This window comes from Rhodopirellula europaea 6C, assembly GCF_000338295.1.
Classification (GTDB): Bacteria; Planctomycetota; Planctomycetia; order Pirellulales; family Pirellulaceae; genus Rhodopirellula; species Rhodopirellula europaea.
Genome location: NZ_ANMO01000012.1, coordinates 1 through 16106 on the forward strand (window position 1 = coordinate 1; position 16106 = coordinate 16106).

Genomic DNA, 16106 nt, shown 5'->3' on the forward strand with positions numbered 1-16106 from the left:
AATGGCTGCGATGATCCAGCGTCCACCAGAATTCGTGATGACGATTGATCACTTACGGCTGAAGCACCGGAGCCAAGTAGAGATTCCGATACGACACATTGGTGTGGTCGCCTTGCAAGTAAATCGGTCCGGGCTCATCCGGGTTGGTGTGGATCGCTCCCGCGGTCGGTCGCGAAATCGGTTGATTGTCGATGACGTTCTCGCCGTTGAGCACCACGGTCACGTGACGGTCCACCAACGTGATGTCGTACGTTTGCCACTCGCCTCCTGCTCGCCCCGCGTTCTTCGAAGGTGGGATCTCACCGAAGATCGCTCCCACACCTTGAATGCCTTGCATCCGGCTGTCACGGCCCACCACTTGAGCCTCGTACATGCCTCGCAGGTAAACTCCACTGTTGCGTTGTGACCCAACGAGAAATTCAAGGTGCAACCAGAAGTCCTCAAACGATGCTTCCGTCTTCAAATTGGCGTGGTCGCCGGTCGCACTGAAATCGGTCTTCGGCGTGTTGTTCTGCAATACGCCATCGACCACCGACCAACCATTCTTTTTGTTCGGCTCATGAGTCGTCCAACCAGTCATGTCCTTTCCATTGAACAAGCTGATCGGGTGCCCAAACCGAACCTTGGAAAGGTCCGGACGATCCGCAGGCATGGCAGAGATCTTCGTCCCCGTGAACGTCACATGTTCCGGTTCATGACTGGCGTTTGTTCTCACCATCACACCATCCAATTCATCGTTCACCAACCCAACGTTCACACGGGTCGTGCTCACGCGTTTGCCTTTCGACTTCTTGACGATCTCAAACTGGACGCGTCCGTCGATCACTTCGACATCGCGGTATGGCCCGGCCGAGCCAACATAAATCCGCAATGACACAACCGGCTTGCCTGCCTGCTCTTCCACTCTCATCCAAGCCGGTTCGCCTGTGGACAGGTCCAGCGACCAATCACCAAGCAACCCCGCTGGAACGGACTCGCCATGAACCGTCCCAACGAGGAATGTTGCGAGACCAAAGAACGCGACCACGCCAGTCAAACGAGCACGAGAAATCAGCTTCATCACAATCTTGCAAAGTCAACGAGAGAGAAAAGAGAAAGAGGGAACCCGACACGCCGCCAAACATCCCACCACCAAGGCGAACGAAATGATAAGCCAAACCAGTGGCGGGCACTGCCCGACATAGGCCAAGCCCCAAGACACACGGCAAGGACAGTGTCCGAACCAATTCGCCTCGCCACGAACCAGAAACACGTGGCGGAATGAATCTTGGAAGAGCGATTTCATTTGCAATCGTTCATCAACCAAGAACTGGCCACAATCCCCACATACGACAATGAAACAACAAATCTTCCTCAGCTCGCCCAAGCAAATTTCCTATGGTTTGCTCGCCCTCCGCGTTGCGTTTGGCTGCTTCATGATGCTTCACGGCCTGCAAAAGGTCATGGGCTTCTCAACGATCTCGGAAGGCTTCCCCGACCCGCTCGGCATGGGCCATCAACTGAGCCTCGTGTGCGCCATCGCCACCGAAGTCGGTTGCTCCATCTTGTTGATCCTCGGCCTGGGAACACGCGTCGCGGTTCTGGGCCTCGCGTTCACGATGTTCGTCGCTCTGTTCTTGGTTCACGGCAGCGACCCGTGGAAGGTCAAAGAACTGGCCGCGGTCTATCTCGCTACATACGCAGTAATATTGATCACCGGACCGGGCGAACTCTCGCTCGATCAAAAACTCTTTGGAAAAATCGAAACGGATCCAAACTGACCAAGCAAGTTAGCTTTCGCCCCATCAAGCAAACAACGCCTCCACGTGTGTGCGGTTGAATGGTTCCAGTAGCGAAATTCGTAGAGAATTTCGAAGATCGCAGCCTAGAGGCGAAATTCTTGACGACTTCTGCGATTGGTTTCCAGGCGGAATCTCAACGAATGTTCATCACATCATGCTCATCTTTTGCTACCCGCGTTTGCTGAGACGGACTCCCTCGACGCCTCACCGTGATCGCCGTCGCTACAATACCGCCATGTTTGATAGTGAGTTTGGGTTGACCGAGCTTGCCGAGGGGCCTTTTGCATTTCGAGCATCGCTTTCGTCTGCAGGGCCCCACGCAGCGTAATTTCGCCCTTCGACGCATCATTCGTTTCGCTTATCGTCGCCTGACTCACCGTTCTGCTGGAGAATTCAACATTCATGCCCATCGCCAATCCCGAAGGTAGCATCGCGTTGCTGATCGATGCTGACAACGCTCCGTCCTCCAAGATTGAATTCATTATTTCTGAACTCGCCACCTACGGCGTAGTTAACATTCGAAAAGCGTATGGGAACTGGACCAAACGAGGCCTGGAGGGTTGGATCAACGTGCTCCATGAATATGCCATCGCACCGACTCAGTGTTTCGATTTGATCAAGGGAAAGAACGCAACCGACATGGCGTTGCTGATCGACGCGATGGATATTCTGTACACGCGACAAGTCAACACGTTTGGTTTGGTTTCGTCGGATTGCGACTTCACACCGCTGGTTTGCCGCCTACGAGAAGAGGGCAAACAGGTGATTGGATTTGGACGACAGAATTCGCCAGGACCCTTTGTCATGGCGTGCAGTCGGTTCATCTACTTGGACGAAGAAGCCAATGACAAAACGCCATCCAAGAAGATGCGGGAAAGTTCGGTGTCCTCGCTACAAAAGAACATCAAACTCATGAACACACTCCGAACTGCGGTGAAGGAAGCTGCCGACGACGATGGCTGGGCATCGCTCGGACCAGTCGGTGCCCATATCTCGAACCAGGGTCCTTTCAGCCATCGCACCTACGGCTTCCCTAAGCTCAGTGACATGTTCGAAGCGATTGATCTGTTCGAAGTTCAAAAGGACCGGCAAGGTGGCAACGGATCCGTACGAGTTCGACTGAAACGATAACGATGCCCCACGAATCCTTGTCCCGGTTCGTCTAAAAGCGACGTTGCCGAAGCGGTACATACCCGATCTCACCTTCAGTGCTCGGGCCAATTGAATCGGCGTCTCCGGTTCGTTTTCATTAGCGAAAACGTCCCTCATTCGCTCCAGTCTTCTGTTGAGCGAACGACTTCTACTTCTCGCCAGCATCATGCCGAGACGAATGCGTCGCAGGAAGCATTCTTGTCAAATGTGCCGACCAGCGAACTGTTGCGTTAAAGTCGGCGCCCGGGAATCCAGGTTACCGCGAAGTGAGCTCGATCACTTCTTTCCGCCGCATCAATGTCTCTGATTCCAAAGCCGTAGTCGAAGCGAGCTATTAGCCGATCGCTAACCTGAAAACGCATCCCAACACCGGCGCTCATCGCGAATGTATACGCGTCTTCTCCTGCCAATGGCTGATCGATGTATCCGTTCCCCAGGTCAGCAAAACCATAGCCGCGCACTGTCCTTGGATCCTTTACCGTTCCGAAGCGGTAAGTTTTTGGACCAAATTCAAAATTCGCGATCCAACCATGATCGGCGTTGTAAGCACGACTGTCGGTACCACGAATCGTATCATACCCACCCAGACCCAGTGTTTCGCTGAACAACAACCGCTCCGATGAAGCTTGCCCCGTCAATCGTGTCGCCAACATCCAATGTTTTCGAACGACATCCACTCGCTCGTAGCGAAACTTACCGTACACATAATCCGGCGAGGTGCCGGGGCGAATCGTGCTGAATGCTGCTGCTGAGTGACTTCCGGTTAGACCGCCTCCCGGACCGATGAACAATTCCGCCCGAAACGACCGATATTCATCCATTTCAATTCGCTCGAAACTGTCGTATCCAAAACGCAATTGGAACAGATCGGCAACGGAATCGCTGACTTGCGTGCCGGCAAATTCTAGGTTGTTGTTCGTTGACTTAAAATCAAAACCCGCACTCAGGTTTCGACTATGAAATCGATCGCGGGACAGATGCCGGATCAATTGCCCGCCGAACTGATAGCTCTCACCGTCCTGAGCAAACCCGCTATCCATCATTGGAGTCACGCCTGCCCAACTGCCGTACCCTTGCAACGAGAACTCGCGACTGAGCGGCTGATCCAAGCTAACTGAATGAGCTCGCAGCAGCGCAAACTCTTCATCGGTTGTGAACTGGTAACCCAAGATTCCACCGCGTCCAAGAAAGTTCCCGTATTGGAAACCGGCGAAGAACCTTCCGTAGTTCAACGTTGACACTCCGCTGTCATCAACCCCCATGTAGCCTCGTACAGGACACAGGTCCTCAATTTCATAGATCACATCAGTTGTTCCGCTCTCAGATCCCTTTCTAAAATCAACGCTGACCCGTCGGAACGGGTTCTGATTCATCCAGAACAAATCGTTCTCAATGTGCGGCTCACACAGTCGATTGCCGCGGCGTGTTTTTTCTATCCAGTGTGACGCGGATTCACAATTGAAGTGTTTCCCGCTACGAACCATCACGCGACCAATCCGTGTTTCAATCACGACGAGGTACAGCGTCCCACCGGTGATCCGTTGCTCAGGAATTACGACATCCACGATCGGCTGCTTGCATCTTTGATATTGCTCAATAATATCGCGAGAGAGTTCGTTGATTCGTCGTAGCGTGATCGGTTTTCCGATCGCGTTCGTCACGATTCCACGTACCTTTTGCTTGTAGACCAGTGAATCGGTCTCGTCGAAGTCGTAGTGAATTCCAACGAAAGAGTCGATCGCTGCGGACTGATCAATCTTATCGGCGTGATCGACAATCACGACCGCTTCCAATTCGCGAACCAGCACGCGGTCATCTTCGACGGGAGCGGGCAAGTTTGTTTTTGCGTCGACGTTTGGAATGTCGCCAGAGCGCATTGGAAGCTCGAGCGGCCTGTACGCTTCGTAGTTTTGTGCTTGGATCTTGCCACTACAAGACAACCAGGTCAGGCCCACAACACTGATCGCCAATGCGACCCGTACAGTCGTACGATTCATTCCACCATCCTTGAATTGCCCCACGAAAGGATTTTGGTGGGCTCAATCCTTCAAGCCAACACCTTCCGCATCCATCAGCAACGATCGACTCAGCAGCAGAAAGAACTTTTGCGCTGAACCAGCGTGAATCAAATCACCCGCGGACTCGTTCGGGAAATGTTGGTTGTATTGACTGCAATCACCACTCCACCTTCCGTTTCGCTTGAGCGATTTTTGCTGAGAAATTCCTACCAATACAATCGGTATAGTTCAGCGAACTTCGCTGATTTCGCTGATCCATCATGAGCACCTAAATGACAAATCAAAAACATCGGGAACACTTTAAGAACTGAACCTTCTCGAAAGAGGAGGACTGGGGCACAACATTCAAGGATTGAAAATGACTCTTCAAGGTAATTGGGCAGCGAATTCGCGTCTCGTGCAAGTCACTCTCTCTTCAAATGCCAAACGAAAGCGTGCAGCCCTTTTCGCGGCGATATGCTCGATCGGCGTGACTGCCAGCACGGCGTCCGCACAGCTGCCAACCGGAGCCGACGTCGTCGCTGGGCAAGCTTCGATCTCACAAGCCGGATCCGTCATGAACGTGAACGCCGCTACGAATCGTGCGATTGTGAACTGGGACTCTTTCAACGTCGGCGCCGGCAGCACGGCCAACTTCAATCTCCCCGATGCCAACTCAGCAATCCTGAACCGAGTCACATCACCCGGCATGCCGTCAACAATCGCCGGCACACTGAACTCAAATGGCAACGTGTTCTTAGTCAATCCGTCCGGGATAGTGGTTTCAGGTTCAGGCATGGTGAATACGAACGGATTCACCGCGTCGACCTTTGATGTTTCCAATCAGAATTTCATGAATGGTGGGGCACTCGCTTTCACCCGCGACGAGGGTGCGGGTGATATCGTAAACAACGGAACGATCGTCACAGGCAGCGGTGGGGCTCATCTGATTGCCAGTAACATCGCCAACAACGGGACGATCGAAAGTCACGGCGGCAATATCACTTTGTCTTCCGGTGGCAGCGTGACACTGGACAATGGCGTCACCTACGTGCAGCCATCAATGGCGACACTTGAAAGCGGCATCAGCCCCACCGCGGGACTGATACAGAACACTGGCATGATTCGAGCGACCGGCGCAGCGACCAGTGGCGGTGAGGTGTATCTAGTCAATCCAAACGGCAACATCCTCCATGATGGAACGATCTCGGCGAGCCAAATATCCCGCGTCGTGACCAATGATTCAGATGTCGGGCCGGAAGCCAACCTCACGGTTGGCGGCCGTGTTCAACTCGAAGCGGACGAAGTCACCCTTGCGGCTGATTCCATGATTGACGCTAGCGGCACGACTGGAGGCGGCGAAGTTCTCATCGGTGGCGACTGGCAGGGATCCGGTCAAATGAAACAGGCGACCACTGTCACAATGGATTCTGGAGCGACGATCGATGCATCTGCGACCGAGCATGGCGATGGTGGAACGATCGTACTTTGGTCCAACATCCTTGATTCGGAATCTGTCACCAGGGTTGCTGGAACGCTGCTCGCCAAAGCAGGCGACCTATTCGGAAACGGTGGTCGTATTGAGACATCCGGAAGCAGCGTCGAAACAGACGGGATCGAAGTCGCTGCAGGGTCGGCGAACGGAAATGGCGGTTTGTGGTTGATCGATCCATACAACTATCTGATCGACTCCATCGCTGCCGCCAATATCACGAATACACTCAACAGTGGAACCAGCGTAACAGTCACGACCACCACGGACAATTCTTCGCTGGGGAGCTCCGGTGATCACTCGGGGCACGGCGACATCAATGTGACCAGTGCGATTACCACCGGCGTAATGCAGGGCGATGCCACGCTCACCTTGCAAGCGACACGACACATCCAAGTCGCTGCGGATATAGATGCCACGCAGAATGGCAACCAAAACAAACTGAACGTACGGCTGCTCGCGGACAGCGATCTCTCCGGGGACGGAATCAACATCGTCTCGACGCAGTCGATTAAAACCAATGGCGGTAACCTCAGCTTCGGCGACGGAACAACCACTACGATCAACGGCACGGAAGTCCAGATCGGTGGTGATTTGTATGTCAACGGTTCAGTCGCACAAAGTTTCGAAACCGCTGGCGGCGACGTCACCATCAACGGTGAAACCATTGTCGCTAACTCGAACGGATTGACCGTTGACGCAAGCAGTGGCGATATCGAATTTGGTGGTGTGATCAATTCTGGGAACACTTATCAAGGCGTCAATAGCACGCAAAGCTGGACAAATGCAGTTGGCGCTGCGGCATCCGGTACCGGTGGGCAGACCGGAGACACTTATCTCGCAACGATCACTTCCCGGTTGGAAAACGCGATCGCCGGAATCGCCGTGGACTATCTACCATCATGGCTCGGTGGACGACGAGTCACCGGCATCGGTACCGACGCCGCTTGGCGATGGGTAACGGGCCCCGAAGGCTTGCAAGACAATGGCCAAGGATTGATCTACGCGTTGCAAGATTCGGCCGGTGGTGTGACGGCACAAAATGACCTTTTTAACAACTGGAATCCCGGCGAACCCAACAACTGGACGGGTAGCACAACAGGAGCGTTGAACACAGAGAGGGAGAGCGCACACCAATTCACAGGTTCCGCCGGGAACTGGAACGATTTGCCGAGGACATCTACCACGCTCGATTGGTATGTCAAGGAAACGAACGCAGTCGCATCGCCACTGAGTGTAACCACCTCGGGCACAGTTGATTTTGCCGGCGGCATTGGCGGCGGCAAAGCGCTCGCGTCGCTTGACGTAACAGGCAGTGCCATCTCGGTGAATGGTAATGCAATTGTAACAACCGGTGCTCAAAACTTTTCGTCTGACTTAACGGTGGCGAGTACATCGACATTGCAAGTCGATGCCACTTCGGTGACCGTCCAGGGAGTAATCGATTTATCAGCAACAACCGGGAATATTGACGTAACGACTCCGATAGATGTCCTCGGCGACGTCAGCATCGTCAGCGGCAACGACTTGAATCTTCACGCGGCAGTGATACGCAATGGAGATTCTGACACCTCCATGCTGTTGAAAGCGGATCGTCACGTTGTGCTGCATGAAGACGCCGACCTCACCACCGCCGACGGGTCTCAATCGATCCAGTTTTGGGCTGACGCCGACAACTCCGGAGATGGCATCAACACCATGTTCTCCGACGTTATCGCAACAAGTGGTGGTGCCCTGCAGTTCGGAAATGGAGAAACAGCCACGGTCAACGGCAGCCCTGTCAAAGTTGGTGGGGATGTCTATCTCAGTAGCAACAACGCGCAATCAATCACCACCGATGGCGGCGACCTCACGATTGACGGCGAAACCATTCTTGCCAATCTAAATGGCGTGACTCTCAATTCCGGTGGAGGTGATGTCACGCTGAACGGTTTGCTGAATTCCGGAAACGCGTACACCTACGTCGACGGGCCCGACGGCCAATCCAATGCCTGGGATTGGGCCAGAACCGATGCGAGAAATGGAACCGCAGGAGACGACACGCTAGGCGACAGCTACTTGGTGACAATTACCTCAAGACTTGAAAACGCCATCGCGGGAATTGCGGCCGGCTATCGAGGTGCATGGATCGGTGCCTACCGAGCCAATCCTTCCGGATCTTATGCGTGGATTTGGGCGGATGGTCCCGAACAAGGACAGGTCTTTTTCACTCAATCGGGTAGCGGCGGCGATGGCGGCGGCAGCACACAATCCGGATGGTATTCCAACTTCGGCAGTGGTGAACCCAACGGCAACCTAGCTACTGACGGAGAACGCTATGGTCAGTTCTTCGGGACCGCAGGCCTCTGGAACGACCTCTCCGCCGCTACGTCTTTCGAAGAAACTCAAGCGAACCAGTACTCCGTGTTGGGGTATGTCCGCGAAACGAACCTGGCCCCAACTTCGCTCACAATCAACGCCGGACTCGGCAGTGTCACGTTCGATGGAGCTGCCGGCACGAGCAAAGCATTGTCTGAACTCAACATCACTGCTGCCGGTGGCATACATATTCACGGCGGAGCCATCAACACGACCGGAATCCAAACCTACAACAGCCCGGTTGTACTGGGAGACCACACGAATTTTTCCACCATCCAAAATGACATTCTGTTCCATTCCACCGTTGATTCTGACAGCGTTGCGAACCATTGGAACCTGACTGCCACGATTACACCCAGCAACGTCTATCACTGGGTCGACTGGACGACATGGGACTCAGTCAGCAAGACGGCAACCGGTACGATCACCGTTGGATCCGATGTCATCACCGTCACCTACCACAACCCGCAAGGCATATTTGGCATCCAAACTTCGGGTGGAGTCAATTATTGGACGGGACGAGCCGGAGCCGCCTTCGTCGGGCAATCTCCTTACATTAGCAATAACGTGTCCAACGGTCCCTCCACGACCGACCTCATCCAATTGCAATACGCTGGAACACAGAAACTTAGCTTTAGCGAATCCGTCGAAAACCTAGCCTTCAGCATCATGAGCATGAACGGCAACGGATACGGATTCGACCAAGATTTCACGATCGAATCGTACTCTGGGTTGAACGGTGCCGGCCCGGGATACTATGGCGGTGGCACGATGACCAAAGCCATTGTGGGTGACACATTCCAACTCAATGACGGCGGAATGAACAGCGCCAGCGATGGGCATAGCGAACCGCACGGCACGATCCGTTTCAACAATGCGTTCTCCGAACTCACTTGGGAAAGCCTCAGCGACGAAACCTGGAACGGGTTTTCAGTCGGAGTCAGCGGCACCAGTTCGACCGCCGGCAGCGTGCAATTCAACGGAGCCGTCGGCAGCAACGCGGCACTCGGTAACATCTCCATCAACGCCGCCGTTCAAACGACCGCCAACATCGCCGCTGCGTCCTCGTTCGAAGTGACCGGTCTCGCCAATCTCGGTGGCGACATCACGACCACCGGCGACCAAACCTTCGGCAGTGCAATCACGCTGGCCGCCGATCTGGCGTTAACCACCACAGACGCCGGCGACATCCAAGCCACCAGCACAATCGATGGAGCTCATGACCTAACGATCGAAACCGACACCACTGGCGACACCACGATCGCAGGAAATGTTGGTAGCAACAACACGTTAGCCGACCTCACCATCGACACCCATTCGCTCGATGCCAACGCCGTTTCATTGGCGACCGACGCCGCATTCGATGTCACGACACGCGGTGCAAGTGAAATCGCAGGCGTGATTTCCGGCACCGACGCAACGCTCGCGAAAGACGGCGACGGCACACTCGTTCTCTCAGCGACGAACACCTACACCGGTTCGACCACGATCACCGGAGGAAAACTGTCGATCAGCGGCGATGCCAACCTCGGCCCGGCACCATCGAGTCCCACCGAATCGCATCTCACACTCGACGGCGGAACGCTGCTGGTCACCGGCAACACGACGCTCAACGCCAATCGCGGCATCGAACTAGGTGACGGTGATGGAGCGATCGAGGTCGCCACCGGCACAACAACGCAGTACACCGGCATCATCGCCGGCAGTGGCGGACTGACCAAATCGGCCGCAGGCAAACTCAGTCTGTCTGGCGAAAACACCTACTCCGGCGCGACAACCATCGATGGCGGGATCGTCGAGACCAGCAACGCATCCGCACTCGGCGATGACTCCGCCGTCACGCTCGCCAACGTCGCCGACACCAGCCTGAACCTGCTTTCCAATCTCACCATTGGTTCCCTCGCAGGCGGCGGCAGCACGGGCGGAAATGTGTCGCTCGGCACGTCAACACTCACCAACGGAGACGACGGCACATCGACCGACTTCGCCGGTAACATCTCCGGCACCGGCGGTTTGATAAAGGCGGGCGATGGTACATTCACCGCATCCGGCCTTGCCACCTACTCAGGCAGCACCGCGGTGACCGGTGGAATTGTCTTTCAAAACAACACCCCACCGCTCACCAGCGGTTTCACCGGAACCGGTACAGTCACGATCGAGCCTACCGGCACCAGCTTTTCCAGTGCACTGACCAGCAACTACAGTTTCGCAAACACGCTCGGCGGATTGACGCTCGGCAAGTCAGGAAACGCCTCCGACATCAACATCAACACAGCGACCATCATCGATGGTGATGTAGCGATTCATGGCGGCGACGTCGCGATCAACAACACGCTGCAAACCTTCGCGGGTAAAACGCTCACGCTCGGTGTGTTGGGCAACGCGACTCAAACAAACGCAATCACGACCGACAACATCGCTCTGCAAGGCACAGGCAATTTCACGCTCGACAATGTCGCCAACTCCATCGGTACACTTGCCGGTGGCCAGTCAGGTACGCTGATCGGCAACGTGACCCTCTACAACTCAGACGCGTTGACCGTCGGTAGTGCTGGATTGCAAAACGGAATCGCCGCAAGTGGATTGTTGAATTTGGCAACCCAATCCGGTGATCTGACCATCGCCCAAAACGTCTCGACGACCAACGCAACTGCGTCCGCCATCACGTTGAACGCTGGACGAACGACTGCCGCTGGAACCGCGACAGGTGGCAACCTCATTCTATCCAATTCATCATCGATCACGGTTGGCACGGGCGGAAGAGCCACCCTGTTCACCGGCAGCATCGCCGACAGCCTCGGTCTAACCGATCTGCTAAACAGCGGCAGTGGCCGCTTCCGCTACAACAGCGATGAATCCGCAACGAACTACACCTTGGCCTTGGGCACCGGTCTGTTTGGAATCTATCGCGAGCAGCCCTCCATCACCGTCACCGCCGCCGACACGACCACTACCTACGGCACCGCCCCCACATTGACCACTTCCATCAACGGCCAAAACGGAGACACAGCCGCGCAAGCCTTCGGTGTTGCACCGACAATCATCGCCGGCGGCGACCTTTCAACATCTGGCAACCTCATCGCGGGCAATCACTCACTATCGGTTTCCGGCGGAATCGACCAACTGGGCTACCTGATCAGCGGCTACTCCGGTGGAACTTTGACCGTCAATCAGAAGGCCATTTCCGTGCCCATCGCGATTGACAGCAAAGTCTACGATGGCACCACGAGTGCACAACTCAACGCGACGGCCAGCGGCATGATTCCGACCGACTTGCTGACCATCAACGGAACCGCAAGTTTCAGCGACAAAAATGTTGGCACAAACAAGACAGTCAACGTTACTGGATTGAATCTAGCCGGACTTGATTCGTCCAACTACGTGCTTCAAAGCACCACCGATACATCAACTGCTGATATCACGCCACTAACCATCAATGTTGCGGGACTCAGTGGACAAAACAAGGTCTACGATGGGGTGACTCTCGCGACGCTCAGCGGCACAGCGACGGTCAGTCCCCTTGGCACAGACGACCTGCAAGTCGGCGGCGTCGCAATCGCCAACTTCAATAACAAAAACGTGGGCACGTCGAGGTCGATTATTGTCAGCGGTCTAGCTTTGACCGGCAAAGATGCCAACAACTACAGCATCAATCAACCTACCGGCCTGGCCGCCAATATCACTCCGGCGCCTTTGACGATCACCGCCAACGACGATGCCAAGTTTGTCACCAAACTGGATGACTTGAGTTATGCGGGTGCTAGGTATGATGGATTCGTTGCGGGCGAAGGGACATCCGATCTGACTGGCACTCTGGCAATCGCTCGCGTCGGCATCGGTTTGAATGAAACCGCAGGAACCTATGCCGACACTCTGGTACCGACCGGTCTGCTGTCCAGCAACTACGACATTACCTTCATTAACGGCGACTACACCGTCGTCCCGGCCGATCAATTGCTCGCTCGATTCGACAACAGCAGTTCGTCCTACGGCGACCCACTAGGCCTGCAACTGTTGTCGGCTCAGTACATGGACTCAGGCAACACCGTACACACACTCGCCGCTCCATCTGTCATCGACGGCCGCTACGTCTTTGACGACGGTTCCGGTGGCTCGGCAGCCTTCGATGTTGTCCTCGACGGATCCTCGCTCAGCACATCCAACCACAGAAACGTTGGTGCATTCTCGCTCGGCATGGAGAACGTCGACATCACTAGCGGCAACTTTTCCAACAGTTTGGAGATTGTCGGTAGCCACACGGTTACTCGAACCGCAATCGATGTCGAGGCCACCGGCGTCACCAAAACGTACGACGGCACCAACTCGATGGCCAACCTCTCTCTGAATCAAACCGGTGCTATCACGGGCGACTCGTTCACCTTGAACGGCCAGGGCAGCTACGCCGAAAGCAACGCCAGTTCTGGCCTGAATTACACGGTCGGCAACCTGGAACTTAGCGGCACCGACGCAAATAATTACTACCTTTCCGGCGGCAGCACTTACACCGCAGACGATGGCGTGATCACGCCTAAAAACGTAACCGTCACCGCACCATCGGTTGTCAAAGTGTACGACGGAAACACGAACATCGAAGCCACACCAACTCAACTGCAAGCCTTCACCGATGCGCTCGGCATCACCTCCGACAGCGTCGCCTCAATCACACTGACTTACGATAATAAGAACGTGGGCACCAACAAAACGCTCGCGGCATCCAATATTTCGATCAGCGACGGAAACGGAGGCGCCAACTACAACATCACTTTCACCGACGACATCAGCAGCAGCATCACTCGTCTTGGCACCGTCACCTGGATCGGTGGCACGACCGGTGATTGGAATGATCCAGCCAACTGGGCCGGCGGCGCAGTTCCAGACCTCGCCAATGTCGCCAACGTCATCATCCCGCAAGGAGTGACGCCCACGTTTGATAGCACCGTCAACGGCCCCGTCGCAATCGACTCCCTGCTTGGCGGCAACTTGCAAGTCGATAGCGGAACGCTGAACGTGGACGGCAGCCTCGACGTCGACACCTTTACACAGGACGGCGGCACCGTGACTGCCGGCACCTTCACCGCCGATAACTTTACGCAGAACGATGGCTCTATCGACGTCGACACCGCGTTCACAGTCAACAACAGCTTCTCGCAAAGCAGCACTGGAAGGATCAACGTCACCGGTGATATTGACGTCACCCAAACCAGCGGTGACTTAAACGTCAACAACATGTCCGGTGGTAACATCAAACTGGACAGCCAAACCGGTGGCGTCAATCTGCATAACCTCACATCCACTGGCAATCTGGACATCGACGCTGCGGGCAATGTCACCCAACACTCCACCGGAACAATGACTGTCGGTCGAACGACCACAATCAACGCTGGTGGTAACATCAGCCTGCTGGGAACCAATAACGACTTCGTCGGCCCCGTTCACGCCGCCGGCGACGACATCACCCTTATCGACGGTCATGGCGGATTGACGCTCGGCAACATTGACGCTAGCGGAGCATTCACCGCCGAATCCACCGATGGCGACCTCAATCAACACCCAGGCACCGCCATCGAAATCGATGGTGACACGACAGTCAGCGCCAGTGGTGACGTGGTTCTGGACAACGAAGGCAATATCTTTGCCGGCGTCGTCAACCTGCTCGCCGCCAATGGGATCATCCATCAATCTACCGGTAACCTAATGCTGGGCAACGTAGAAACCACTGGTGACTTCACCGTCACCGCGGCTCACGGAAGCATTGACCAATCACTCACATCAACAGTTGACGTCGATGGCAACAGCAGCTTTACCGCCAGAAACGGCATCTATTTGCCTAACGCAAGCAACCGACTCGGCCAGCAAACGACCGTCAACGCCCCGATCTACGAACTCAACTCTCTCGACCCGATTGACCTAGTCCGCGCCGGAGCTGCACTTGGCGACGAAACGCTCAGCCGATCCGTCTCCGAAACCACGAACGACACGTTCACTCGTCCCGCCTCAGCGAACGAATCCGATTCACAAGACTCGTCCCCATCCGATCCTGAAATGGGCCCCAACGGTTGGTTCCAGAAGTTCAAAACATTCGTTTCTAGCCTGGTAACAGGTGGATCGACACACCCTACCAACAACCAAGAGTCTCAGCTCAACGCGGAGCAAACAGGCAACGACACCTTCCTCCGCCACCGAGACCCAGCATAACGATCCAAAGTGGACCAATTTCCACAGGTTCTATGCGTAGTTCAAAAGGACCGCCGAAACGGAACTGACTCTGCTCGCGTCCGATTGGAAGATAGTCCGTGCCACATGCAACACTGTCCTACCGGGCCGTGTCGAAACACAGCCGAACCGGCATCCTTTCGTTCTCGGACGCAGCGCCCTTCACCACGAATATGCCTCTCTGACGAGTGGTCGGTCACGACCATTTTCAAGGGTAGTGGACGATCCCACGAGTCCTGAACTGGCTTCAAATCCAAGGTCTTGTAGCCTCGTCCATTACGATCAGCCTAAACTTTTAGCCAAGGAAAACATCTAGCGTTAATCAGCGAAACCAAGCGTTCTAAAACGGCCTGATGACGAACGCGAATCATCACTCCTTCGACAATAATATTCTCTCATTCTCCCGCTTCTGCTTTCGCTGATATTTTGCGTGAGATTGAATTCCTACAGCAAAGAACTGGCGGACTCAGCGAAGTGATGTTCTGGAATTTTACTACCAATCGCTGATGGCATCGCAATCTTTGCTTCCGAAGCTGACTTGCCTGGCAGCTTACCAAAGATAGACCATGCTACCGCTTACAACGTGCATGTCTTGACGATCGTTCAGTTGCAGATCGTAACCCGCGTACACGGACCAATGTCGGCCTCGGTTGCCGCGGAATCCAGTATGTACCAATGCCCAGTCGCGGCCGAAGTCGGAAGCCTGTGACGCAAACGCGGTCCCGTCGCTTACCCCCGAAATAACCGCATTGGTATCCAGGTACTCATGCATCCAATCCAGTCGAACGGTCGGCACAATCGTCCAGTGTTCGCGCAAGGTCCAAAGTCGATCAGGAGTGACACCGATGCCGACACGGCTGCGTAGAGAGTGGATTGAGAAATCGTCCACATACACGCCGGCCGATCCCATTTCTTGATAGTCCTCTTGCCCGATAAATAGATACTGTAGCGATACAGCAGGCTGCACAATCGACCGCTTCCAAAGTCGATTCCAACCACGCTCCAAAAACAAACCGGCTTGCCCTCCATCGAAATCACCCTCAGCATCTTGGCGGTGGGTGTCGTGGTCGTTGTAGCCCACCGATCCAGCAAGCAGGTAGTAGTTTCCTACCG

At 55.0% G+C, this 16106-nt stretch carries 6 protein-coding genes; 3 read left to right on the top strand and 3 right to left on the bottom strand.

All coding sequences use genetic code 11. The annotated features are described in order from the left end of the window. Nucleotides 1-52: 52 nt before the first annotated feature. Nucleotides 53-1060: a 3-keto-disaccharide hydrolase gene (locus tag RE6C_RS01220; protein ID WP_008653108.1), complete on the bottom strand. Its 1008-nt coding sequence runs from the start codon at nucleotides 1058-1060 to the stop codon at nucleotides 53-55. A 274-nt stretch (nucleotides 1061-1334) separates the two neighbouring features. On the opposite strand from RE6C_RS01220, the gene RE6C_RS01230 reads away from it, so the two are divergent. Then, a complete protein-coding gene (locus RE6C_RS01230; protein WP_008653112.1) occupies nucleotides 1335-1760 on the top strand; it encodes a DoxX family protein in 426 nt (141 codons plus the stop codon). A gap of 423 nt (nucleotides 1761-2183) precedes the next feature. Beyond that, complete coding sequence (locus RE6C_RS01240; protein ID WP_008653113.1) at nucleotides 2184-2912, top strand: NYN domain-containing protein; 729 nt, start codon at nucleotides 2184-2186, stop codon at nucleotides 2910-2912. Between the two features lie 251 nt (nucleotides 2913-3163). Here RE6C_RS01240 and RE6C_RS01245 read toward each other — a convergent pair whose 3' ends face one another. Next, nucleotides 3164-4930: a ShlB/FhaC/HecB family hemolysin secretion/activation protein gene (locus RE6C_RS01245; RefSeq protein WP_144054621.1), complete on the bottom strand. Its 1767-nt coding sequence runs from the start codon at nucleotides 4928-4930 to the stop codon at nucleotides 3164-3166. Between the two features lie 490 nt (nucleotides 4931-5420). Between RE6C_RS01245 and RE6C_RS01255 the strand changes: the two genes are divergently transcribed. Beyond that, nucleotides 5421-14975, top strand: a complete 9555-nt coding sequence (locus RE6C_RS01255; protein ID WP_236617853.1) for a beta strand repeat-containing protein — start codon at nucleotides 5421-5423, stop codon at nucleotides 14973-14975. Nucleotides 14976-15543: 568 nt separating this feature from the next. Here RE6C_RS01255 and RE6C_RS01260 read toward each other — a convergent pair. After that, nucleotides 15544-16106, bottom strand: a 563-nt coding sequence (locus RE6C_RS01260) for an autotransporter outer membrane beta-barrel domain-containing protein (protein ID WP_144054622.1), incomplete at its 5' end; no start/stop codon positions are given.